This is a genomic window from Pantoea sp. K16, from assembly GCF_048452805.1.
Classification (GTDB): Bacteria; Pseudomonadota; Gammaproteobacteria; order Enterobacterales; family Enterobacteriaceae; genus Pantoea; species Pantoea agglomerans.
The window spans coordinates 85,825-108,057 of the sequence record NZ_JBLWNV010000001.1 but is presented as its reverse complement, the minus strand read 5'-3'; the positions used below and the strand labels follow the sequence as shown (position 1 = coordinate 108,057).

Here is a 22,233-nt window from a genome sequence, read left to right as displayed (position 1 = left end):
TGTTATACCTGTACGGTTGTTCGTTCTGCCTGTCAGAAAGATGACCATATTGTCATCTGTTGCTGAAACACTGTGGCGGTCATAAATTTCATGGCAAACTGCGCCGATGAAACTATTACTGATTGAAGATAACCAGAAGGCGAGCGCCTGGGTGCGTAAGGGGCTGGAAGAAGCGGGCTATATCGTGGATTACGCCGCAGACGGCCGGGATGGCCTGCATCTGGGGCTGTCACATCCCTACAGCCTGGTGATACTGGATATTATGCTGCCGGGGATGGATGGGTGGCAGGTGCTGAAAACCCTGCGTACCGCCAGTCAGATTCCGGTAATTTGCCTGACTGCCAGAGACTCGGTGGATGATCGGGTGAAAGGGCTGGAACTGGGGGCCAATGATTACCTGGTTAAGCCGTTCTCTTTTGCGGAGTTGCTGGCTCGGGTAAGAAATCAGCTCCGGCAGCAGCAGCCGCACAGTAGCGTACTACGGGTGGGCGATCTGGTGCTGGACTCAGCGCGCTTTCAGGTTCTGCGTGACGGTGTCACTCTTGCACTGACGCGCAAAGAGTTCATGCTGTTATGGCTGCTCGCCAGCCGTCACGGTGAGATTCTGCCGCGGACGCTGCTGGCCAGCGAAATATGGGGCGTTAATTTCGACAGTGAAACCAATATCGTCGATGTTGCTATCCGCCGCCTGCGCCGTAAAGTCGACGATCCCTTTCCTCAAAAGCTCATCACTACGGTAAGGGGCATGGGATATTGCCTGTCAGAAAAAGGAGGCGAGGGTGACTAGCCCTTCTCTGACGCTGCGGCTGACCGCGATTTTTACGCTGATCATGGCGATGGCCTGTGGCGGCATCAGCCTGATTCTGTATAAAGCGTTACGCAGCGAACTGGTCTGGCGGGACGATCAAACATTGATTAACCGGGCGGCGCAGTTAAGACAACTGCTTGAAGATGGTGCCCATCCCAGCTCGCTGCCGCTCTACTTCAATCGGATGGTCGATATCCATCAGGACATTCTCAGCATCCGCTCGCAGCATGAGCAAAACGTCAGTATTAATCATACCGGGATAACGTTGCCCGCGATCTCGCCCACGTCGGTCAGCACGCCACCCAGTGAGAAACAGCTGCACCGCTGGATCAATGCGGATAAGACGGAAGCGTCGGCGTTAAGCCTGCAGGCAAACTCCTCGCTCGGGCCGGTAACCATTACGCTTGCCCGGGTCGCGCGGGAGCGAGCACTGATGCTGGAGCGTTATCGCCAGCAAAGCATTCTGGTTTCACTGGCGGCCATATTGCTGTGCGCCGCAGTCAGTCCGCTGTTGATTCGCAGAGGGCTAAGGGCGATCGGCCGGTTAAGTAAGATCGTGGCAGAAACGGCCAGTGATCGGTTAAATCAGCCCGTGCCGCTTCAGGCTATCCCGCAGGAGCTGCTACCGATTGGCAATGCGCTTAACGCTATGCGTCAGCGCTTATCCACGGACTTTATCCGTCTGACCCAGTTTGCCGACGATCTGGCGCACGAAATCCGCACGCCCATTAATGTGTTACTGGGCCAGAATCAGGTCGCGCTGGGTCATGAACGCTCAGCCGCTGAATATCAGAGGCTGCTCGAAGGCAACATTGAAGAGCTGGAGAGTCTGTCGCGTCTCACTGAAAACATTCTCTTCCTGGCTCGCGCCACGCACCACAATATCAGACTCAATAAACAGGACTTCCTGCTGCAGGACGCGCTGGAATCGCTGATCGACTTTCTTGAACCGGTTGCGGAAGAGCAGGAGAAGGCCATTGAGCTGAGCGCCGCAGGCAGCCTCACCGCGGATAAAATGCTGTTCCAGCGTGCGATGAGTAACCTGCTGATCAACGCCATTCGTTATTCGCCAGAAAAAGGCACGATTCAGGTCAGTACCTGTCATCACGCTGACTACGTTGAGATTGAGGTGTCGAACGCGGGCGAAGCGCTGGAGGAGCCTGAAAAATTATTTGAACGCTTCTGGCGGGGCGATAACGTCCGTCATACGGCGGGAAGCGGGCTGGGACTGTCGCTGGTACGCGCCATCGCCGCTTTACATGGCGGAAGTGCTTACTACCGGCATGAGAACGGGCACAATATCTTTGGCCTGCGCCTGCCCCGAAAGTGAGCGTCTGTAAGAAAAACCTCATCCGTGCTGCTTTAATGAAAGCAGAAGGGGATGGAAGCGATCTGCGGAAGTCATAAAGTCAGACACAGCCACCCCCTTGCCAGTTACACGCTACCTAACCGGCACGGTGGTCAGGTAGCGTCAATTACCAGAATATCCCTTGTCACTTTCTCGGGTAAATCCCGGCACCACTGAGCATACTGGTGACATCCTGCGGGCCCCAGGTTCGCTGGAGTCTGCAGCGGCACATGACGGAGAAGTGTTTAAAGGCTGGCCCCTTCAACCAGCACAAACGTCCCGTGCGCAGCCCCTGCACGCAACAGCCTGGCAGCCTGATACGCAGGGCTTTCATAAAAATCTTTGGCTTCGGCAAAAGATTCGAACTCAAATACCACATGCCGTTCATGCGCCTCTCCCTCCAGATTTTCATACTGCCCTGACCAGGCAACGATCTTCGGATTAAACGCCTGCATAGCTTCGCCTGCAGCTCTGGCATAGTCAGCGTATGCGACAGGGTCCGATACGGTCACGTGAGCGATTAAATAACCTTTGTTCATTTCTCTTTTCCTTCCTGACAGGGGGTTAAAATCCAGCGTAAGGCAGCGCGACTGGCGTTAACCAAATCCGGAATGGGGGCTAAGTTTTCAAATCTTCCTTCGGGTCAACGGATTGAGTGGTGAGTAACCACCTTTTCACTGAGTGCTTCCCGATACCCTGAGCCATGTTTGTCGCGGAACCGACAGTGATCTGAATGATGCGGGGATCTGAGCCAGTGCTTATGTACATAAACCTGCATGGCAGTTCGCAACGGCGTTAAGCCTTCCGAGAGACGATTTACCTTCATAACATTCAGATCGCTTTCTGCAATATCCGCGGTGTGAAAGCAGTCTATTACCCATTAATATGGTGATAAATAACGTAAGAATTAACGCACTGTTACTCCTAAGGGGAACAATGAAAAACCTTGAGGCGCTGATTATTTTTGCACGCGTGGCGGAAATGAAGAGTTTTACTCAGGCAGCTGAAAGCCTGGGTATTCAGAAAGGACGCGCCTCATTAGTGGTGCGCGAACTCGAAAGGGAGACAGGCGCGACGCTTCTGCATCGCACCACGCGAACAGTGCAATTAACGGAAGATGGACGGGCTTTTTATTCACGCGCACGCGATCTGCTATCGGAAGCCGAAGAGTTACAGTCCATGTTCTCTCACGAGGGGATGTCACTGCGGGGAAGAATACGCGTTGATATGCCAGCCGTGCTGGCACAAGGCGTGGTGATCCCCGCGCTGCCTCAGTTGCTGGAGGCACACCCTGAACTGGAGATCGAGCTTTCAAGTACCGATCGGCGCGTTGATTTAGTTCATGAAGGGTTTGATTGTGTTATTCGTCTGGGGCCAATCGTTGATGACACGCTTATTGCTCGCCCGCTGGGGAAACTACGCATGATTAATGCCGCCAGTCCCAGCTATCTGGCGCGCTTTGGGATACCGCAGACGATTGATGACCTTCTCAGTCAGGGACACCAGATGGTCCATTACCAGCGGAGCTTTGGTTCGAAGCCAGATGGCTGGGAGTATCCGGCGGATGACGGCTATCAATTGCTGATGTTACCCGGCGCCATAAGGGTAAATAGCGTACCGGCCTATCATGAGGCGGGACTGGCCGGGCTGGGCTTGATTCAGGGCGGTTACTCCACGCTGGCGCCCTATATTGAGCGCGGTGCGCTGGTTGAAGTCCTTACCGATCTGTGTCCTGAGCCGCTCAGTGCCTCTTTTGTTGTCGCGCACCGACGAAATCTGTCGCGGCGTGTCAGAGCCTTTATGCACTGGACCGAAGAAATTTTAAAACCTTATTTTGACTGATAGCACAGTGATTCTTACGCCAGATAAAAGTACAACAACAGGGTATGTGGCAAACCAAACCAGAAGTACAAATTTAATCACCGCTATGCTAATATTTCCGCGCTTATTAAAGCGTCCTGCCATGCGTAGAATTTTTGGGAACGCAGTATGATCGATAAATATCAAATTCATCATGACGTCGATGTGCTGCTTTTCATACGCCACATCTGCAAACTCGTTTATACGGGACTTATTTTGCTGCTGCTTATTCCTCATATTGCCAGTGCCGAAATAAAAGATGGCAAAGCCAATGATATCGTCAGTGGTATTATCAGCTTCACCCAGTGGACGGGCTTAAAACAACCGCCTCAATTATGTATTTTTTCTTCAGCCCGGCATCTCTCCTTGCCGGACAATGCCTCCTCTGCGGCAGCCACATTCACCGTTGCTTATCTTGCCAGCGCAGGCGACCTGCCGTCGCACAGATGCGACGCCGTCTATTTCGGCGATCAAACGTCACAACAGCAGGTGGACCTGATTCAGCAGTTTAAGGGCAGAGCCGTCCTTACCCTCGCGGAGAACAATGCGGATTGCACGCGGGGCGCCGCGTTTTGCCTGATTTTTCATCCGGGCCACACGCTTTTTTCCGTTAACCTTGATTCGCTTGCCAGAAGCGGTGTCAGGGTGAGTCCGGACGTGCTTTTGCTGTCCCGCGAGAGAAGCGAATAAAATGAAATTCGATAAAATAAGAAATGACAAATCATCGATACGCAATAAACTGCGAAAAATAAGCACCATCAACGCTGCGGTGATATTACTGTTGTGCTGGCTGTTGCTCTCCTCGACGTCGCTGCTATTTATTAAAAATTACGAGAAGCGAAACCTTGAATTAATCGGCGCAACCCTCAGCACCACGCTAACCGCTGCGACCGTTTTTTCCGACAGTTACGATGCGCACAATAAAATTGCACGGCTCGGCAATGAAGGGATGTACGCGTCTGCGAAACTGGTCACTAAAGATCAAATTGTTCTGGTCAACTGGCATGCTCAGCAGGAGCAGACGGGCTGGTATTCGCGGTTATTACGTGAGTGGATTTATCTTAAACCGCTTAACGTCAGTATCATTCACTCTGACGTTGCTGTCGGTACATTAACGCTGGAAGGCACCGTGACCGGCGCGGTGAGTTTCATTCGATACTCCTTCATGATTCTGACCAGCGGTATGCTATGTGTACTGATTATCTCCCTTTTGCTGAGTGAATTTCTGCATCGGGGTATGCTCGCTACACTGCGCAACATTACCAGCTCGATTCACTATGTGATTCATTCCGGTGATTTTTCCTTGCGTATACCGGAGAGCACGACGAGTGAGTTTCAGCTATTTTCAGATGACCTGAATTCGTTGCTGAGGGAAATGCAATCGCTGAAGGCTTCGCTTATCCGAGATAATCGCTCGCTGGCAGCCAAAGCGCTGGAGGACCCGTTAACCGGTCTTGCAAACCGCAGCGCCTTTGCTGCTCACCTTTCCCGGCTTCTCGACCAGCAATATGCTGAGGAGCGTTTTGCCTTACTGTTTCTTGATGGCGATCGCTTTAAAAGTATCAATGATAACTGGGGCCATGCGGCCGGGGATGAGGTATTAAAAGCGATAGCAGCGCGCCTGTTATCACTGGCATCTGAACAGGATTTAGTCGCCCGGTTAGGTGGGGATGAATTTGCCATGCTGGTAAGCAGTCAGGTCAGTGAGGAGCAATTACAGCAACTCATGCAGGACATCCATGACCTCATCATGGAAAAAATCATTCTTGCAGAAGGTACGCCAATAAATACCTCGGTTACCATTGGCTACGCCTGGTCACAAAACGGCGATACGGTTGAGTCTATTCTCGAACGCGCTGACATGAATATGTACAAAAATAAGCGAACAAATAAGGCTTAAAGATGAAAAAAAATATTTCCCTGATGCTGCTTATTTTGGCGCTGGTCGGTTGTCAGTCTAAAGAACGTTTTAATGAGGCGCAGATCGCAGCGATGCAGCGTGCGGGATTCACTCAAAATAGGGAAGGCTGGGGATTGGGCTTATCAGATAAGATCCTGTTTGGTGTAAACGAATCAGAACTTACACCCTCCAGCAAAAGAAATATTCAGGGGATGGCAAAAAACCTGGCGTCGACCGGTATTAAGCATGTGCGAATTGACGGGCACACCGATAATTACGGCAAACCAGATTATAACCAACAGCTGTCGCTAAAAAGAGCTAACGCAGTCGCGTCACAGTGGGCGGAAGGGGCTGCTATACCGCGCGAAAATATTATCACACGTGGATTAGGCATGAGTGCACCGGTTACCAGTAACAATAGTGCACAGGGACGCGCGCAAAATCGGCGTGTGGCAATTGTGATTACTGCGCCGTGATAATGAGTTAACAGTGGGCTGTGCTGCGCGCTCAGGCCGGCATGACTCCATGTCCTGCTGGCGGCTTTATCCTGTTACCGATGATGCGTGAAGCGCCGCTGGAAAAGATGAAACGGAGGGGGAAATGCACGGCGGAACCCGCCGTGCAGCGTTGCTATCAGCGATAAAAAGCCGGTCTTGCTGGCATAGTGACCGGCACAATCTCACCGGAAGTCTGGGCCGCGACGCAGGCATCAGCGGCCACCGCGGCGGCGTAGCCATCCCAAGCTGAGGGACCGGTCATCTCACCGCTGATGACGTTGTTGATAAATGCCTGTAACTCCACGTCATACGCATCGATAAAGCGCTTTTTCCAGTCAGTCAGAATGGTGGTGGAGAGCTTAGCCGCGCTGCGAAGCTGCACAGAGACCGGCTCCGGCAGACGAGCAATGCCGCTTTCACCCACCACTTCACACTGAATGTCGTAACCATATTCACAGTTCACGAAGATTTCGACATCAATGCGCGCCCCTTTGGTCGTCTCAAGCAGCACGATTTGCGGATCGCGCAGATGTGACGACGCCTTACGGGTTTTACGCGGGAAGATTACCTGCACGCTGGCATAGTCATCATCCAGCAGCCAGCGCAGCACATCGAGTTCGTGGATCAGCGTGTCGGTGATCGCCATGTCGGTGGTGTAGCTGTCGCCCACTTCCGGGTTACGGTGTGCGCAGTGCAGCATCAAAGGCTCGCCAATTTCGCCGCTGTCGATCACCGCTTTTAGTGCGCGATAGCCGCTGTCATAAGGGCGCATAAACCCGACCTGCACCAGCTGACGTCCTGCCTTAATTTCTGCTTCCACAATGTTCATGCAGCCCTGCGCGGTAACCGCCAGCGGTTTTTCGCAGAACACCGCTTTACCCGCCTCAATGCAGGCCAGCACAAAGGCTTCATGCGTCGGGCCCCAGGAGGTGACCAGCACGGCATTGACCTGCGGATCGTTAATCAGATCAATCGCATTGTCATAAATGCGCGCTTCCGGCGTCAGCTCATTGACGATTTGCTGGCAGTTTTCACGGTTGATATCGTTAAGCGCCACTACGCGTGCATTCTGTAACACAGTGCTGCAACGGCGGATGTGTTCGCGACCGATTGCGCCGGTGCCGATGACGCCAATATTAATAGTCATGATAATTCCTTAAGCTGAGTGGTTTAACAGCTGGATGCTGTCGCGAATTTCGCGGGCAATGTCCGCTTCCTGCCAGCTGTTCATCACTGAGGAGAACGGCTCAAAGGCGTAAAGGCCGATGTAACCCATCTTCTCCAGTCGCTCGACCTGCTGCTTGCTGCGCAAGCGGTCGTCCGCGCTGAGCATGATGCGTTCTTCGTCGGTTAGCTGATTAACCGGGCGCGGGTCGGTGACGCCGGAAAGGTGAACCAGACCGATCTGCTGAATATCGATCTCCTGTTCGAAAGTCTGTTCCGCATCTTCAAACAGATGATGATGGAAGGTATCGATCAGCAATCTGAATGGCACACCCGCTTCATGGATCAGCGTCTGAGCCTGAGTTGCTGAACGCAGCGAGCTTTGCGGGAAGCCCAGCGGTTCCACCAGCCCCTGAATACCTGCCTCAGCGAACAGCGGGGCCAGGGTTTTCAGCGCGCTTACGGTGTCGGCAGCGCTGATCGGCGTGCCGTCATTAAGCGGGCAGAGCACCAGCGATTCAGCGCCGACCGCCTGCGCATCACTTAACAGCTGGCGGGTGCGTTGCAGCACCTCTTCATTCAGCTGATTAAAGGGATAGAGCGCATTAATGGTGACAATCCGGATGCCTGACTCACGCGCCAGGGCTTTTACCTCGTCGCCGCTGAGATCGTCGGTGACGCGGCCGCTGGGCATATCATTACGCAGTTCGACATTATGGATACCGAGCTGGCTGACCAGTTTAAAAAACTGCGGAAGGGTGAGGCTGGGCGCAATTTTACGGTTGATGCAAAAGCGCGCGTTGGGAATATTCAGGCTCATAACAATTTCCTTGAATGTAGGGGTACAGTGTTAATAGCAATCGGGTAGTCAGCGTAATGACGCGGGCCGTGGATTATTCAATACAGACGTTTCAGGCACTATTTTTTGCCGTTGCCGTTATAAAGCGCATAGAAATAGTGCTCGACCTGCTCAAGACTTCTTCCCCGGGTCTCGGGAATAAACTTCACAACAAAAACAGAACCGCCGATGCCGATAGCCGCGAATATAAAGAAGGCTCCGGACAGACCAAATGCGGCTAATAACAGCGGGAAGGCCATGGAGATGGCGAAATTGGCGATCCACAGCGAGAAGACAGCGCCACCCATACAGATGCCACGCATCCGTGCGGGAAAGATTTCCGACAGCAGCAGCCAGGTAACGGGTGACAATGCGCCCTGCTGGAAGCAGAGAAACATCAGCATCCCCGCCAGCACCAGATAAGCCCGCAGCAGGTTGACCGTGCCGTTGAGGTATTCCGGCATCAGCCAGCAGACCAGTCCGATAAAGAACAGGCAGCAGGTGCAGCCCATCTGTCCGATTAACACCAGCGGACGGCGTCCCACTTTGCCGATTAACCAGATGCCCGCCAGCGTCATCACCACTGAAATCACGCCATTGGCGATGGTGGCGAACAGCGCGGCATCGTTGCTCAGTCCGGCGGCGGTCAGCATGGTGGGGGCGTAATACATAATGGTATTCACCCCGGTCAGCTGCTGGATGGCGGCAATACCCACGCCCAGCAGGAAGATTTTCATCAGCCAGGGTGTGGCGAGATCGCGCAGGCGGCCTTTGCCACGCTGACGGTTCTCTTCAATGGTTTCCTCAATCTCTTCCAGCTCCCACTCGACATCTTCGGCGGCACGGGTTTTTTCCAGGACCTCGCGCGCTGCCTGACTGCGGCCTTTCATTACGTGCCAGCGCGGGGTTTCAGGCATAAAAATCATGCCGATCCAGAGCAGAACAGCGGGGACAATCGACAGCGCCAGCATCCAGCGCCAGGTATTTTCGCCGCCCCAGATATCGTTAAAGGTGGCGTTGGAGATGTACGCCAGCAGCTGACCGCTGACGATCATCAGCTCCTGCAGGGTGACCAGCTGGCCACGTTTATTGGCGGGTGCGATTTCTGCGATGTAGACCGGCACGGTCGCGGCAGCACCCCCCACGGCAAAGCCCAGGAACAGGCGAGAAGCGATCATCCAGGTGACATCAGGCGCCAGCGCCGAGCCGACAGCGCCAAAAGCGAAGATAAGCGCCAGCGCAATGATAATGCGTCGTCTGCCGAGGCCATCAGCCAGATGACCGGCTGCCAGCGCGCCGAAGGCTGCACCAAACAGCAGGGAACTGGTGACCAGCCCGGTAGTAAATGGGGTGAGATGCAGATCGCCGCGCATAAACAGCAACGCGCCTGAGACCACACCGGTGTCATAACCAAACAGCAATCCACCCAGGGTGGCGACCAGCGCAATAATCTTCACAAAAGGCTCGGTGCGGGTGGTGCTATTTGGACCGGATGCCGGGTTCGACGAGATATAAAGTTCTTTTTCCATGAATACTCCTGGTAATAACGGCAAAGACAAAACGTCAGAACATGAAGAAGACATCACCCTACTGATATTTTTATTTCGGGTTAAATTATATTTGAAACTTAGTTTTCATTATGTGAGCTCAACCCTTCCGCCATTTTTATTTTGATGGGATTCCATCAGGGCGAAATTAAAAACATTAAATTTAAGCGGGTTATAGTGGAGATCGATAAGTTACCGGCGGTTCAGGCAGGGAAGAACAGGGGGAAATCAGCGTGTAGAAAGATTAAATGATCGCAGTCAGGATGAAACATCCCAACCGCGATAAACAGATAGCAGGGTGGGTTAGCGGATTTCCAGCGCGGTGAGCGCCGATAACAGTGCATCGACCTTAGGCAGGAACTGTTTACGGCGTGGCCACACCACGCTCAGCGTCAGCCCCTCGTGCTGCAACTGCGGCAAAATTATCTCCAGATCGCCCTGTTTCACGGCATGCTGAATCAGCCACGAGGGCATTTGTGCCACACCCAGCCCGGCGATGACAGCCTGCAGCTGGGCATCGACGTCGCCCAGTGCCAGCCGGTACGGCACCTCGCGCCAGTGCGGCTGACCATCTTCGGTGGTGAACAGCCAGGGTTTGGTGCTGCCATCTACACGCTCATAAAGGATGGCGCGGTGGTTCAGCAGCGCCGCCTCATCTTCAGGTCGTCCTTCACGTGCCAGATAAGCGGGTGAGGCACAGAACTGCATCTGCTCGCGGCCCATATTACGCCAGCCAAGCGAAGCAGGCAGGTCGGGCGCGCCGCCGATCCGTACCGCCACATCCACGCCCTCTTCAAACAGGTCAACAAAGCGGTCAGAGAAACTCAGGCTCAGAGCCAGTTCCGGGTGTTGCTGACAAAAGGGCATCAGCAGCGGCATCACATTGAGGCGGCCATAGGTGGTGGGCACCGCCAGGCGCAGGCGACCGGAAGGAATCGTTCGCTGTGCCGCCAGCACCGCTTCGGCTTCGGCCAGATCCTCCAGAATGCGCAGGCAGGTCTGGTAATAGGCGCTGCCCGCGTCGGTGAGGTGCAGGCTCCGTGTGGTGCGCTCCAGCAGTCGCGAGCCTAATCGTGTCTCCAGGCGGCTGACGCTTTTACTGATCGCCGATCCGGTCACGTGCAGACGCTCCGCAGCGGCGGTAAAACTGCCACACTCTACGCTGGCAACAAACGGCAGAATATCTTTGAGGCGATGATCGTGCATCGATTAATGAACTCAGGTTGAGAATGCTGTGAATAAATGCCAGAGATAAGAACTGAATTCTCTATTAGGCTTAGCATTACGCAAAACGAGGAGAAATCAAATGAAAAAGCATGCTTTGATTGTGGGCATCAGTGGCGTTATTGGTCGCGGACTGGCAGATAAATTACAGAAGGAAGGCTGGCAGGTCAGCGGTCTGTCACGCGGACGTGGCGCGGTACCTGAAGGTGTCACCAGCCTGACGGCCGATCTGACCGATGCGGATGCCGTCCGTGACGCGCTGAAAACAGTGAAACCGGATGCACTGTTCTTTAGCGTCTGGGCGCGTCAGGAAAATGAAAAAGAGAATATCCGCGTTAACGGCGGCATGGTGCGGAATGTGATTGAAGCACTCGGCGACCGCTTACAGGGTTCGCACGTGGCGCTGGTGACCGGACTGAAGCACTACCTGGGGCCGTTTGAAGCTTACGGCAAAGGCGCTGTGCCAGTCACGCCGTTCCGTGAAGAGCAGGGCCGTCAGCCGGTCGATAACTTCTACTACGCGCAGGAAGATGAAGTGTTCGCTGGTGCAGAGAAGTATGACTACCGCTGGAGTGTGCATCGCCCCCACACCATCATCGGTTATGCCGTGGGCAATGCGATGAATATGGGTCAGACACTGGCGGTCTACGCAACGCTGTGTAAAGAGAAAGGCTGGCCGTTTATCTTCCCTGGCTCACCTGAGCAGTGGAACGGTGTCGTTGATATGACCGATGCGGGCCTGCTGGCTGAGCAGCTGCACTGGGCGGCGACCTCACCTAATGCCGCTAATCAGGATTTCAATGCGGTAAACGGCGATGTGTTCCGCTGGAACTGGATGTGGCCAAAACTGGCTGACTATTTCGGCATTGAAGCAGCAGAATACCCGGCGCAGATGATGCCGCTCGAAGATCGCATGCAGGAAGCCGCCAGTGCATGGCAGACGATTGCAGATCAGCATCAGTTGCGTGAATCGGATGTTACCAGACTGGCTTCCTGGTGGCATACCGATGCCGACCTGGGACGTCCGATGGAAGCCTTTACTGATATGAGTAAGAGCCGCAAAGCGGGCTTCACCGGCTATCGCAGCACGCTCGACTCCTTTACTCAGCTGTTTGATAAGCTGAAAGCAGAAAAAGTGATCCCGCAATAACCCAGCAGGCGCCGCATCAGGCGCCTGTTTTGTTTCTGACTGATAACTATACTCTGGCACTCAATCAGTAAATGGAGGATTGGATCCTATGGCGACATGTTTCATTATCGGCGCAGCGGGCAAAGTGGGCCAAAAGCTGACTCGTCAGCTGAGCAGTAAAGGCCATACAGTGACGGCGCTGCACCGCAAACCGGAGCAGGCAGAGACGCTGCATGCCGCTGGTGCTAAACCGGTGGCTGGCGATATTCAGCAGCTGAGCGTGATGGCACTGGCAGATCTGATGACCGGTCACGATGTGGCTGTCTTCACGGCGGGTGCGGGCGGTGCCGGGATCGAGCTGACCAATGCCATCGACGGAGAAGGACTGAAGCTGGCGGTTGCCGCAGCAGAGCAGGCGGGAGTATCACGCTTTATGCTGGTTTCCGCTTTCCCGGATGCGGGTCGCGGCAAAACACCCTCAGAGGGATTTGAGAATTACATGCGGGTGAAGCGTCTGGCGGATGCGGAGCTGGTGGCGAGTAAGCTGGAGTGGGTGATCCTGCGACCGGGTACGCTGACCGATGAAGCCGGTACCGGTCGGGTTCATGCCGATCTGGCGATTCCGTATGGTGAGATCCCGCGCGAAGATGTGGCGGCGACGCTGGTAGGTCTGATTGAAAATCCGGCGATTAAGTATCAGATCATCGAACTCACCAAAGGAGATGTGCAGATTGATGTGGCGTTGCAGCGGTTGCAGCGGGGCTAAAAATCTGCCTCAAAAAGTTGGAAACTCAACTTAATCAGACGCAGTTCAGGGAAGAGTCCAGGCTCTTTTCCTGTATTACAGTTTACGGTAGTCAGACATTACCCGGAATAAGAGGGATGGCTACCGTAAAACTGCTGCCCGTTATGGCGTTGGCGCAAGGTTGTTGGTCGCCGAATCTCTGCTCATTATTAATTAGCCTGTTAAACCCATGCCGTTACTCATCAATTATTTATCTGAAAAACTGCCAAATACCAAATTGAAGGCTGAACGCCGATGATACGCCATGTAGTTATCCCGTCTGAAAATATCGCTCATGAAAATGGCCGGTCGTAAGTATTTTACAGCGTGACTGCACCGGTGGCAGCGTTAATCAAAAGAGGGCAATGAGGTAGCTGTATTTTATGTTTGCGGCGAAAAGCGTTAACTCTCTCCGATAATTTACCCCTTCAGTACTGAAGTCATGTCCGAATGTCGTTCAGAAAATCCCGCCACGGCGCGAGTTAATAAATGTCAGTCAAGGCATTTACGCGGCTATCAGCGGCTGATTCACCCGTGCTTCATATCAATCTGCGGTTGCAGATCCAGATCACAAATTATCATTAAAAGCTTCGGGCAGCAGATGTGGTGCAGAGTCCTTAGGGTAAGTGAAACTGCTTTAATAACGCGATAGCTAAAAGATTTTTCGTCACGCTTCAATCCCAGGACTTCATTCTGGAGGAGTCAGATAGAATTAGTTGTGCAGAGAAAGGTCATAGACACTGGGATCCCCACTATAACTCTGAACGCATCAGCCTGCGTCTCAATAGCTTCAGCCCGGTTAAGTTCAGATTACAGTAAAAGAGGGTGTCCTGAGGGCAAAGATAGGATGCGTGAGCAGACCGAAAAGGGAGAAATATATGCGTTTTTATTGATTGCCATTAATTAAATATCATTCAGCATTTCATAATGGGAGTGCAGGCGGAGGATACTATCACTCTTCATATGACAAAGGAGTGTGTTAAATGGCTATACCAGTATATCTGTGGCTTTACGATGAAGAAGGGAAGTTAATAAAAGGCTCTGTCGATGTCACTGAACGCGAAGGAAGCATTGAGGTAACTGGGATGCAGCATAATTTATTTATTCCAACGGACGACACAACAGGTGCAGTGACAGGCACGCGGCAACATGAGGCTTATACTTTTGAAAAAACTATTGATAGCGCATCGCCGCAATTGTATAAAGCGCTAACAACAGGGGAAACGCTAGCAAAAGCGGTGTTCAGCTTCTACCGCATCAATTACAACGGTCAGGAAGAGGAGTATTTCGTAACGAAACTCGAGAATGTGAAGGTTTGTCACGTCGTGACGGTTATGTTCGATACCAAAGACCCGGATTTTGAAAGGCACGGTCACGTAGAGCATGTCGGGCTGCGTTATGAACAAATAGACTGGCATTATACAGACGGCAATATTAAACACACCGATAGCCTGGAAGAGCAGAAAACAGCATAAGGAAATCACAATGGCTAAATGGATTTATAAACAAAGTACGGGTGAGTTATATCGCGATGGCAAGTTAATTGAAACAGGCTACTCTGGTATTCTTACAAACAAAAATAATCCTGACCGCGAGCAGGTTCGTGGTATGGGTCCAACCCCGCGAGGAACCTGGAGAATCGGCAGTGCCGGAACCAGCAAAGGCCCACTCACAATTACCCTGGTTCCGCTCAGCGTCAACGCTTATGATCGTGATATGGGTACATTCAGGATGCACGGAGACAAACGCCACGGCATCAGAGGTTTTGCCTCTGCTGGCTGCATAATTATGGGACCATCAACACGCTTACTGGTTAGTAAAGATTACGGCGCAATTCTGGAGGTGGTGCGGTGATTAATCATTATGTGCTGTGTCTGGCCCTGGCCCTGTTACCGTTCGCTGGTTACACAGCAGATACACCTGGCAGTGAATGCGCCGCTCGGGGTCATTATGCCGAGGAGATGCTCTTATCTGCTATAACCAAAGAAGGTGTTAATGGGATTGAGCGAGATAAAACAATAGTTGAAGTGCTAAATCTTTCCCTCGTTTCCGATGCGTTAGCGCATCAGTTTGCGCAGAAAGACGCTAAAACAGGTAAAGGTCTCTTGCTCAAAGATTACTTCGATATTTACCACAATAACGGCGCAATGAACCTGACGGTTAAATACACCTATACCAACCTGAAAGGCGCAAAAAATGTATATATTGTCTCCAGCATACTAAATAACGATGAGTGCTCTGTCCGATTCAACGGATATTTGACACTTTCCCGTGAGTTCTGAAGGGGGGTTAGCCATCCCGGGAAAAGTTGTCAGATAAAAGAGTTGCGAATTTATGTTGAGTTCCCCGGCCAACCTTAAACTGATTAGCCGGGGAGATTTTTAAAATCTCCTGCGTCCTGCCTTTCGGAGGCAGTTCGATTAAAGGTCTTTTTCGTTACTTAACGCATTTCGCGCAGTGCGCGCGCTCAATGTGCTGGAAGAAGTCGTTACCTTTGTCATCGACCAGGATAAAGGCAGGGAAGTTCTCCACCTCGATTTTCCAGATCGCTTCCATTCCCAGCTCGGGATACTCCACGCATTCCAGACTTTTAATGCTCTGCTGCGCCAGCACCGCTGCCGGTCCACCAATGCTGCCGAGATAGAAGCCGCCATGTTTATGACAGGCATCCGTCACCTGCTGGCTGCGATTGCCCTTGGCCAGCATGATCTTACTTCCGCCGTGTGCCTGAAGCAGATCCACGTAGGAATCCATACGACCGGCAGTGGTCGGGCCGAGTGAACCAGAAGCATAACCTTCAGGCGTCTTCGCCGGGCCAGCGTAATAGACCGGATGATCTTTGATGTACTGTGGTAATCCTTCGCCGTTATCGATGCGCTCTTTGAGTTTTGCATGTGCAATATCGCGCGCCACGATAATAGTGCCGGTCAGTGACAGGCGGGTTGAAACCGGATAAGAGGACAGTTGCGCCAGAATCTCTTCCATTGGGCGGTTGAGATCAACCTGCAACGCTTCACCTTCGCCCTGCTGGCGCAGTGCTTCCGGGATCAGGCGGCCTGGGTTGGCTTCCAGTTTCTCAATCCAGATACCTTCACGGTTAATCTTCGCTTTGATGTTACGGTCAGCCGAGCAGGAGACGCCCATACCGATCGGGCAGGAGGCGCCGTGACGTGGCAGACGCACCACGCGGATATCGTGCGCAAAATATTTGCCGCCAAACTGCGCACCCAGACCGAGCTGTTGCGCCGCTTCCAGCAGTTCCTGCTCCAGCTGAACGTCGCGGAACGCCTGACCGTGCTCGTTGCCTTCAGTGGGCAGCCCGTCGTAATAGTGAGTTGAGGCGAGCTTCACGGTTTTCAGGGTGCTTTCTGCCGAGGTGCCGCCGATGACAAACGCAATATGGTAGGGCGGACAGGCTGCGGTGCCGAGGGTACGCATCTTATCCACCAGGTAATTTTTCAGCTTGCCCGGGCTCAGCAGCGCTTTGGTTTCCTGATAGAGATAGGTTTTATTGGCGGAACCACCACCTTTAGCGATACAGAGGAACTTATACTCATCGCCATCCACGCTGTAGAGGTCGATCTGTGCTGGCAGGTTAGTGCCGGTATTCACCTCTTTATACATATCCAGAGCGGCATTCTGCGAATAGCGCAGGTTATCTTCGATATAGGTGTTGTAGATACCCTGTGACAGCGCAGCTTCATCACCGCCGCCGGTCCAGACGCGCTGGCCCTTTTTGCCCATGATGATCGCGGTGCCGGTATCCTGACAGGTTGGCAGCACGCCTTTGGCGGCAATTTCAGAGTTTCTTAAAAACTGCAGGGCGACATATTTATCATTGTCGCTGGCTTCCGGGTCATCAAGGATGGAGGCGACCTGCTGCTGGTGGGCCGGACGCAGCATAAAAGAGGCGTCGTGGAACGCCTGCTGGCTCAGTAACGTCAGCGCCTGCGGATCGACTTTAAGGATCTCCTGACCCTCAAACTCGGAGACGGAGACATGCTCACGACTCAGCAGATAGTATTCGGTATCTTCGTGGGACAGCGGGAAAGGGTTCTGATAGACAAAAGGCTTGTTCGACATTTTTTCTCACTTAATGACCGGCTGAACCTCCGCGGACAGGCTGCGGGGTGCAACATCATAGGCGAATTAATTGTTTATTATGCTTCCCCACCGCGGGTGCGGTGGGGAAGTGCAGGAATGGTATCTTATAACGCGTTGATCTGCATGTTGTATCCGTCAGAACAACCACACCATCCACGGATAGGCAATCAGCATCATGGAGCCTAAGAAGATGGCACCGAAGATGGTTCCCAGACGCCAGTAGTCTTTGGTAGGCAGATAACCGCTGCCGTAGTAAATCGGGCTTGGACCAGTACCGTATGGCGTGATGATGCCCATCACACCCAGAGAGGTACACAACATCAGGCAGAAGACCGGCATATTGATGCCCGGAATGGAGGCTGCAATGGTCAGCATGGCCGGTAACAGCGCGGTGGTGTGTGCGGTGGTACTGGCAAACAGGTAGTGCAGCAGGAAGAAGGCGATTAACAGCACCACTGCCGAAACCTGCGGGTCATAACCCTGCAGCAGCATGCCACCCTCTTTACCTAACCAGGTGATAAAGCCGACGCGGGCCAGACCATCGGCCAGTGCCACCAGGGTGGCGAACCAGGCAAAGGTGTTCCAGGCCGGTTTATTACTGGTGATGTCATTCCAGGTCAGTACGCCGGTCCACAGCATCAGTACTACCACCAGCAGCGCAGCCATGGCAGGTTCGATCCACGAGGTGGCGAAAATCCACATCAGCAGGGCGCAGACCACAAACACCAGCAGCAGGATTTCATTGCGGGTCAGTCTGCCCAGTTTTTCCAGTTCAGCGATGGCCCATTTCGGCACTTCATCATTGATTTTAACTTCAGGTGGGTAGAACCAGTAAGCCAGCAGCGGCATGGTCAGAATCAACAGCACACCCAGCGGCAGGAAGGCCAGGAACCACATGCCCCATGAGATATCAAAACCGACGATGCTTTTTACCAGTGCCAGTGCCAGCAGGTTGGGTGCCAGCGCAGAGAGAAACATGGAACTGGTAATACAGGCCGCGGTAATCGCTACCCACATCAGATAGGAACCGATTTTACGGGCGCTCGGGTCGTTAGGTTTAGAGCCGTAAAGCGGCGGCAGGTTGGCGATAATCGGGTAGATGGTACCGCCACTGCGCGCGGTGTTTGACGGCGTAAAGGGCGCAAGAAGCAGGTCAGCAAAGGTAATGGCATAACCCAGCGTCAGACTGCGGCGACCCAGATACTTCACCAGAATCAGGGCCAGGCGGCGACCAAACTGGGTTTTGTCATAACCTGCGGCGAACATAAAGGCACCGAAGATCAGCCAGACCGTGGAGTTGCCGAACCCACTGACCGCCCATTTGAACGACTCACTGGCGACTTTGAATTTCGGGTTAGCCAGTTCAGCCGGGCTGAAGAGCAGAAACTGGCTGAACAGCGCGATGACTACCACGCCGGTCAGGCCGATCACCGCGCCTGGCAGGGGTTCAAAGATCAATCCGACAATCACGCCGACGAAGATGGCGAAGAAGTGCCAGGCGTAGGGTTCGAGTCCGGCTGGTGTGGGCACCAGCAACAGCAACACGGCAACGAGCACCGGCAGAGCAAGCATGATAGCTTTCTTTTTACCCGGCGCCGCAGGTGCGACTTTTGGGGGTTCAGTTACAGCTGAGAGTGGTTTCATAGTATTTTATCTGCAAGTTAAGAAGAATGCGATTTGCGCCCCGGACCTTCACTGATGACTTTCTTTCTTATTCTTAATAGTGTGAATAAACCGCGATGCACTGATTTTTTAATCGACTGCTTAGCTATTGAGCTGCATTTTTAAATCCATGTAAATATGATGCGATTTTTGCAAATATAGATTTTGATCCAGATCAAAGAAATTAATTCATTATTCCCCATTTTTAACATTTATTTTTTATTTATATTTACGGCATCGACATTTTGACGGTTCTGTGAAGCTGGTCGACAAATCACCAGCTCACGCAAACTGAATGCCTTTCTTTAACCACATGATGATAAACGATTTATTTTTTATGTAAACGAATGGTTGATTTTTGGTTACCCATGATTAACAATTAATATAACTTCACTTTATGCATTCGGCAAATAAAAACTCTAAATCATTTAAAAGTTAAAAAAGTAAATTTATCGCTTATGAAGGCAAAGAAAAGGGTATATTAGTCTCATGACATCGGACCACTTAATTAAGCGATAATTTGCGTCCGCTAAAAAATTTCCAGACTTTTAAATCTTGGAGTTTATCGCAATGAAATCTCTCACCCCCATCCTTAATCCATTGACTCTGCCTAACGGCGCTGTGTTGAAAAACCGACTGGTAATGGCACCGATGACCACCTGTACCGGCTTTTATGACGGTACGGTCACCAGTGAGCTGGTCGAGTACTATCGCGCACGTGCAGGCAGCATCGGAACCGTGATCGTTGAATGCTGCTTCATTGACAACCGTGGCCCGGCATTTCCGGGTGCCATTGCTATCGACAGCGACAACAAAATCCCTGGTCTGAAACGCATCGCGGACGCGATTAAATCTGAAGGCTCTACGGCCATTTTGCAGATCTATCACGGCGGCCGTATGGTGGAGCCGGAGCTGATTGGCGGCAAAACGCCGGTTGCGCCAAGCGCCATCGCGGCGCCGCGTGAAGGGGCAACCAAACCCCTGGCGCTGAGCGCCGAAGAAGTTGAAACCATGATCACCAAATTTGGTGATGCGGTGAACCGCGCTATCAAGGCCGGTTTCGATGGCGTCGAAATTCATGGTGCTAACACCTACCTGATTCAGCAGTTCTATTCGCCGAACTCTAACCAGCGCGATGACAAGTGGGGCGGCAGCCGCGATAACCGTGCACGCTTCCCGCTGGAAGTGCTGGAAATCACCCACAAGATGGCTGAACGCTTCGCCCATAACTCTTTCATCATCGGCTATCGCTTCTCCCCGGAAGAGATCGAAGTGCCCGGCATTCGCTTTGACGACACGCTCTATCTGCTGGAAAAACTGGCGGCGCGCGGACTCGATTACGTCCATTTCTCGGTAGGCCAGCTGCTGCGTCCGTCAATTGTTGATACCCAGGATCCGACGCCGCTGATTGAGAAATTCGTCGCGATGCGTTCGCCTGTGCTGGCAAAAGTGCCGGTGATTGGCGTTGGTGGCGTCGTCAATAAAGCCGATGCCGAACTGGCGCTGGAGAAGGGCTACGATCTGGTGGCGATTGGTAAAGCCTGCATCGCTTACCCGAACTGGGCTGACCGCATCATCAATAACGAACACCTCGATCTCTACATCGACAGCAACAAACGCGAAGAGCTGCAGATCCCGGAACCGTTGTGGCGCTTCTCCCTGGTCGATGCGATGATCCGCGACATGAGTGAATCGGGCCGTAAATACAAAGCGGGCGTCTATCAGGAAAAAGTCGAAGCCGAAGCGCTGAAACTGAAAATCAACGTCACGCTGGATACTGACCGTATCACCGACATCTCGCTGGTGCCGGATGACACCCTGGATGTGGACTTCACCACTACCTTTGAAAGCCTGCGTAGCCGCATCCTGGTAGCCAACAGCCCACACGTCGATGCGATTACCGGGGCGACTACCCAGAGTGAGGCGCTGAAAAAAGCGGTTTCACGCGCGCTGACCACCTCCAGCAAAGAGCATGTGATTGAAGAGGGCGGCAACCCTAACGCACCGCAGAATTACGATGTGGTGATTGTGGGCAGCGGCGGCGCCGGCCTTGCGGCGGCGATTCAGGCGCACGATGAAGGTGCGCGCGTGGTCATCATCGAGAAGATGCCGACCATCGGCGGTAACACCATTAAAGCTTCAGTGGGCATGAACGCCGCGGAAACCCGTTTCCAGAAACTCAAAGGCATCGAAGACAGTAAAGAGCTGTTCTACGAGGAGACGCTGAAAGGCGGTCAGTTTAAAAATAATCCGGTGCTGCTGCGTGAGTTTGTAGAGCTGGCGCCGGAGGCGATTGAGTGGCTGGCGAATCACGGCATTGAGCTTAACGACATCACCATTACCGGCGGGATGAGCATCGATCGTACCCACCGTCCGGCGGATCGTTCAGCGGTGGGTGGCTTCCTGATCAGCGGTCTGGTTAAAAACATCAACAGCCGCAACATCGAAGTCCTGCTGGAAACCTCAGTCTCAGAAATCCTTTATGAGAACGGCGCAGTAGCGGGTGTGAGAGTGGTCGATGAGTACAACGACAGCCGTATCCTGAACGCGAAAAGCGTGATTGTGGCGACCGGCGGATTCAGTGCGAACCGGGAACTGGTAGTGAAATATCGCCCTGAACTCGATGGCTTTGTCACCACCAACCACAAAGGCGCCACCGGCAGCGGTATTGCCATGCTGGAAAAAATTGGTGCCGGTACCGTGGATATGGGCGAAATCCAGATTCACCCAACGGTTGAACAGACCACCTCTTATCTGGTCTCTGAATCCATTCGTGGCGGCGGTGCTATCCTGGTCAGTCAGGCGGGTGAGCGCTTCTACAACGAAATGGAAACCCGCGATAAAGTCTCGGCGCAGATTATCGCCTTGCCAGAGAAGAGTGCCTGGATTGTGTTTGACGAGCAGGTGCGGATGAATAACAAAGCGGCTGACGAATATATCGCCAAAGGCTTTGTGGTCAGCGCGCCAACCGTGGCAGAACTGGCGGTGAAACTCAACATGAGTGAGCATCATACGCTGGAAGCCACGCTGGCCCGTTACAACAACTTCGTCATCATGCAGAAAGATGAAGACTTCGGTCGTCAGACCGCGCTGCGTCATCCTCTGAGTGAAGCACCGTTCTACGCGATTCGTGTTGCACCGGGCGTACACCACACCATGGGCGGCGTCACCATCGACACCACCACTGCGGTGCTGGACAGCCAGAAACAGGTGATTAACGGCGCCTGGGCCTGTGGCGAGGTCGTTGGTGGCATCCACGGTGCTAACCGTATCGGCGGTAACGCAGTCGCCGATATCATTATCTTCGGCATTCTGGCCGGTGGTAACGCCGCCGCTTACGCCCGACGTTAAGGGTCGTCTCCGGCATC

At 53.0% G+C, this 22,233-nt stretch carries 19 protein-coding genes; 12 read left to right on the top strand and 7 right to left on the bottom strand.

Annotation, left to right across the window (positions count from 1 at the left end):
- The first annotated feature begins 106 nt into the window (after positions 1-106).
- Positions 107-787 (top strand): response regulator transcription factor HprR, encoded by a 681-nt coding sequence (gene hprR / locus ACK13D_RS00490; protein WP_033773881.1) that lies wholly within the window; start codon positions 107-109, stop codon positions 785-787.
- Entirely contained in the window at positions 780-2,138 is a 1,359-nt protein-coding gene (locus ACK13D_RS00485) for a heavy metal sensor histidine kinase (protein ID WP_418795374.1), read from the top strand. The genes hprR and ACK13D_RS00485 overlap by 8 nt, the downstream gene beginning before the upstream one ends.
- Before the next feature lie 263 nt (positions 2,139-2,401).
- Here the strand turns inward: ACK13D_RS00485 and ACK13D_RS00480 are convergent, their stop codons facing one another.
- Positions 2,402-2,695 (bottom strand): DUF1330 domain-containing protein, encoded by a 294-nt coding sequence (locus tag ACK13D_RS00480; RefSeq protein ID WP_167430035.1) that lies wholly within the window; start codon positions 2,693-2,695, stop codon positions 2,402-2,404.
- A 397-nt stretch (positions 2,696-3,092) separates the two neighbouring features.
- Between ACK13D_RS00480 and ACK13D_RS00475 the strand changes: the two genes are divergently transcribed.
- The 4 genes from ACK13D_RS00475 (at position 3,093) to ACK13D_RS00460 (ending at position 6,392) form a co-directional block, all read left to right on the top strand.
- Positions 3,093-3,998: a LysR family transcriptional regulator gene (locus ACK13D_RS00475; protein WP_050679387.1), complete on the top strand. Its 906-nt coding sequence runs from the start codon at positions 3,093-3,095 to the stop codon at positions 3,996-3,998.
- A gap of 147 nt (positions 3,999-4,145) precedes the next feature.
- Positions 4,146-4,706 (top strand): YfiR family protein, encoded by a 561-nt coding sequence (locus tag ACK13D_RS00470; protein ID WP_418795371.1) that lies wholly within the window; start codon positions 4,146-4,148, stop codon positions 4,704-4,706.
- A 1-nt stretch (position 4,707) separates the two neighbouring features.
- Entirely contained in the window at positions 4,708-5,916 is a 1,209-nt protein-coding gene (locus ACK13D_RS00465) for a diguanylate cyclase domain-containing protein (RefSeq protein ID WP_191920322.1), read from the top strand.
- 2 nt (positions 5,917-5,918) lie between these two features.
- Entirely contained in the window at positions 5,919-6,392 is a 474-nt protein-coding gene (locus ACK13D_RS00460; RefSeq protein WP_346462431.1) for an OmpA family protein, read from the top strand.
- Positions 6,393-6,549: 157 nt separating this feature from the next.
- Here ACK13D_RS00460 and ACK13D_RS00455 read toward each other — a convergent pair whose 3' ends face one another.
- The 4 genes from ACK13D_RS00455 to ACK13D_RS00440 form a co-directional block, all read right to left on the bottom strand.
- Positions 6,550-7,560: a Gfo/Idh/MocA family protein gene (locus tag ACK13D_RS00455; RefSeq protein ID WP_010670304.1), complete on the bottom strand. Its 1,011-nt coding sequence runs from the start codon at positions 7,558-7,560 to the stop codon at positions 6,550-6,552.
- A 9-nt stretch (positions 7,561-7,569) separates the two neighbouring features.
- Positions 7,570-8,397 (bottom strand): TIM barrel protein, encoded by an 828-nt coding sequence (locus tag ACK13D_RS00450; protein WP_045140137.1) that lies wholly within the window; start codon positions 8,395-8,397, stop codon positions 7,570-7,572.
- 98 nt (positions 8,398-8,495) lie between these two features.
- Positions 8,496-9,944, bottom strand: coding sequence for a sugar porter family MFS transporter (locus tag ACK13D_RS00445; protein ID WP_010247279.1), 1,449 nt, complete (start codon positions 9,942-9,944; stop codon positions 8,496-8,498).
- Positions 9,945-10,265: 321 nt separating this feature from the next.
- Positions 10,266-11,168, bottom strand: coding sequence for a LysR family transcriptional regulator (locus tag ACK13D_RS00440; protein WP_418795367.1), 903 nt, complete (start codon positions 11,166-11,168; stop codon positions 10,266-10,268).
- Positions 11,169-11,268: 100 nt separating this feature from the next.
- On the opposite strand from ACK13D_RS00440, the gene ACK13D_RS00435 reads away from it, so the two are divergent.
- From ACK13D_RS00435 to ACK13D_RS00415, 5 genes are all read left to right on the top strand, one after another.
- Positions 11,269-12,336 carry an SDR family oxidoreductase gene (locus ACK13D_RS00435; RefSeq protein ID WP_033760316.1) on the top strand — a complete coding sequence of 356 codons (1,068 nt, stop codon included), beginning with the start codon at positions 11,269-11,271 and terminating at the stop codon, positions 12,334-12,336.
- Between the two features lie 88 nt (positions 12,337-12,424).
- Entirely contained in the window at positions 12,425-13,081 is a 657-nt protein-coding gene (locus tag ACK13D_RS00430) for an SDR family oxidoreductase (protein WP_335570181.1), read from the top strand.
- 1,001 nt (positions 13,082-14,082) lie between these two features.
- Entirely contained in the window at positions 14,083-14,574 is a 492-nt protein-coding gene (locus tag ACK13D_RS00425; protein ID WP_064690754.1) for an Hcp family type VI secretion system effector, read from the top strand.
- Positions 14,575-14,584: 10 nt separating this feature from the next.
- Positions 14,585-14,953, top strand: coding sequence for a DUF2778 domain-containing protein (locus ACK13D_RS00420; RefSeq protein WP_418795364.1), 369 nt, complete (start codon positions 14,585-14,587; stop codon positions 14,951-14,953).
- Positions 14,950-15,381, top strand: coding sequence for a Shiga toxin A subunit (locus ACK13D_RS00415; protein ID WP_418795362.1), 432 nt, complete (start codon positions 14,950-14,952; stop codon positions 15,379-15,381). Before ACK13D_RS00420 ends, ACK13D_RS00415 begins: the two co-directional genes overlap by 4 nt.
- A 154-nt stretch (positions 15,382-15,535) precedes the next feature.
- Here ACK13D_RS00415 and fumA read toward each other — a convergent pair whose 3' ends face one another.
- Together fumA and ACK13D_RS00405 are read right to left on the bottom strand one after the other, a co-directional pair.
- On the bottom strand, positions 15,536-17,182 hold the full coding sequence (fumA, locus tag ACK13D_RS00410) for a class I fumarate hydratase FumA (RefSeq protein WP_033780190.1): 1,647 nt from the start codon (positions 17,180-17,182) through the stop codon (positions 15,536-15,538).
- A gap of 156 nt (positions 17,183-17,338) precedes the next feature.
- Positions 17,339-18,847, bottom strand: coding sequence for an anion permease (locus ACK13D_RS00405; protein WP_010247273.1), 1,509 nt, complete (start codon positions 18,845-18,847; stop codon positions 17,339-17,341).
- Between the two features lie 588 nt (positions 18,848-19,435).
- On the opposite strand from ACK13D_RS00405, the gene ACK13D_RS00400 reads away from it, so the two are divergent.
- On the top strand, positions 19,436-22,216 hold the full coding sequence (locus ACK13D_RS00400; RefSeq protein WP_031592419.1) for a flavocytochrome c: 2,781 nt from the start codon (positions 19,436-19,438) through the stop codon (positions 22,214-22,216).
- The last annotated feature ends 17 nt before the right edge of the window (positions 22,217-22,233 follow it).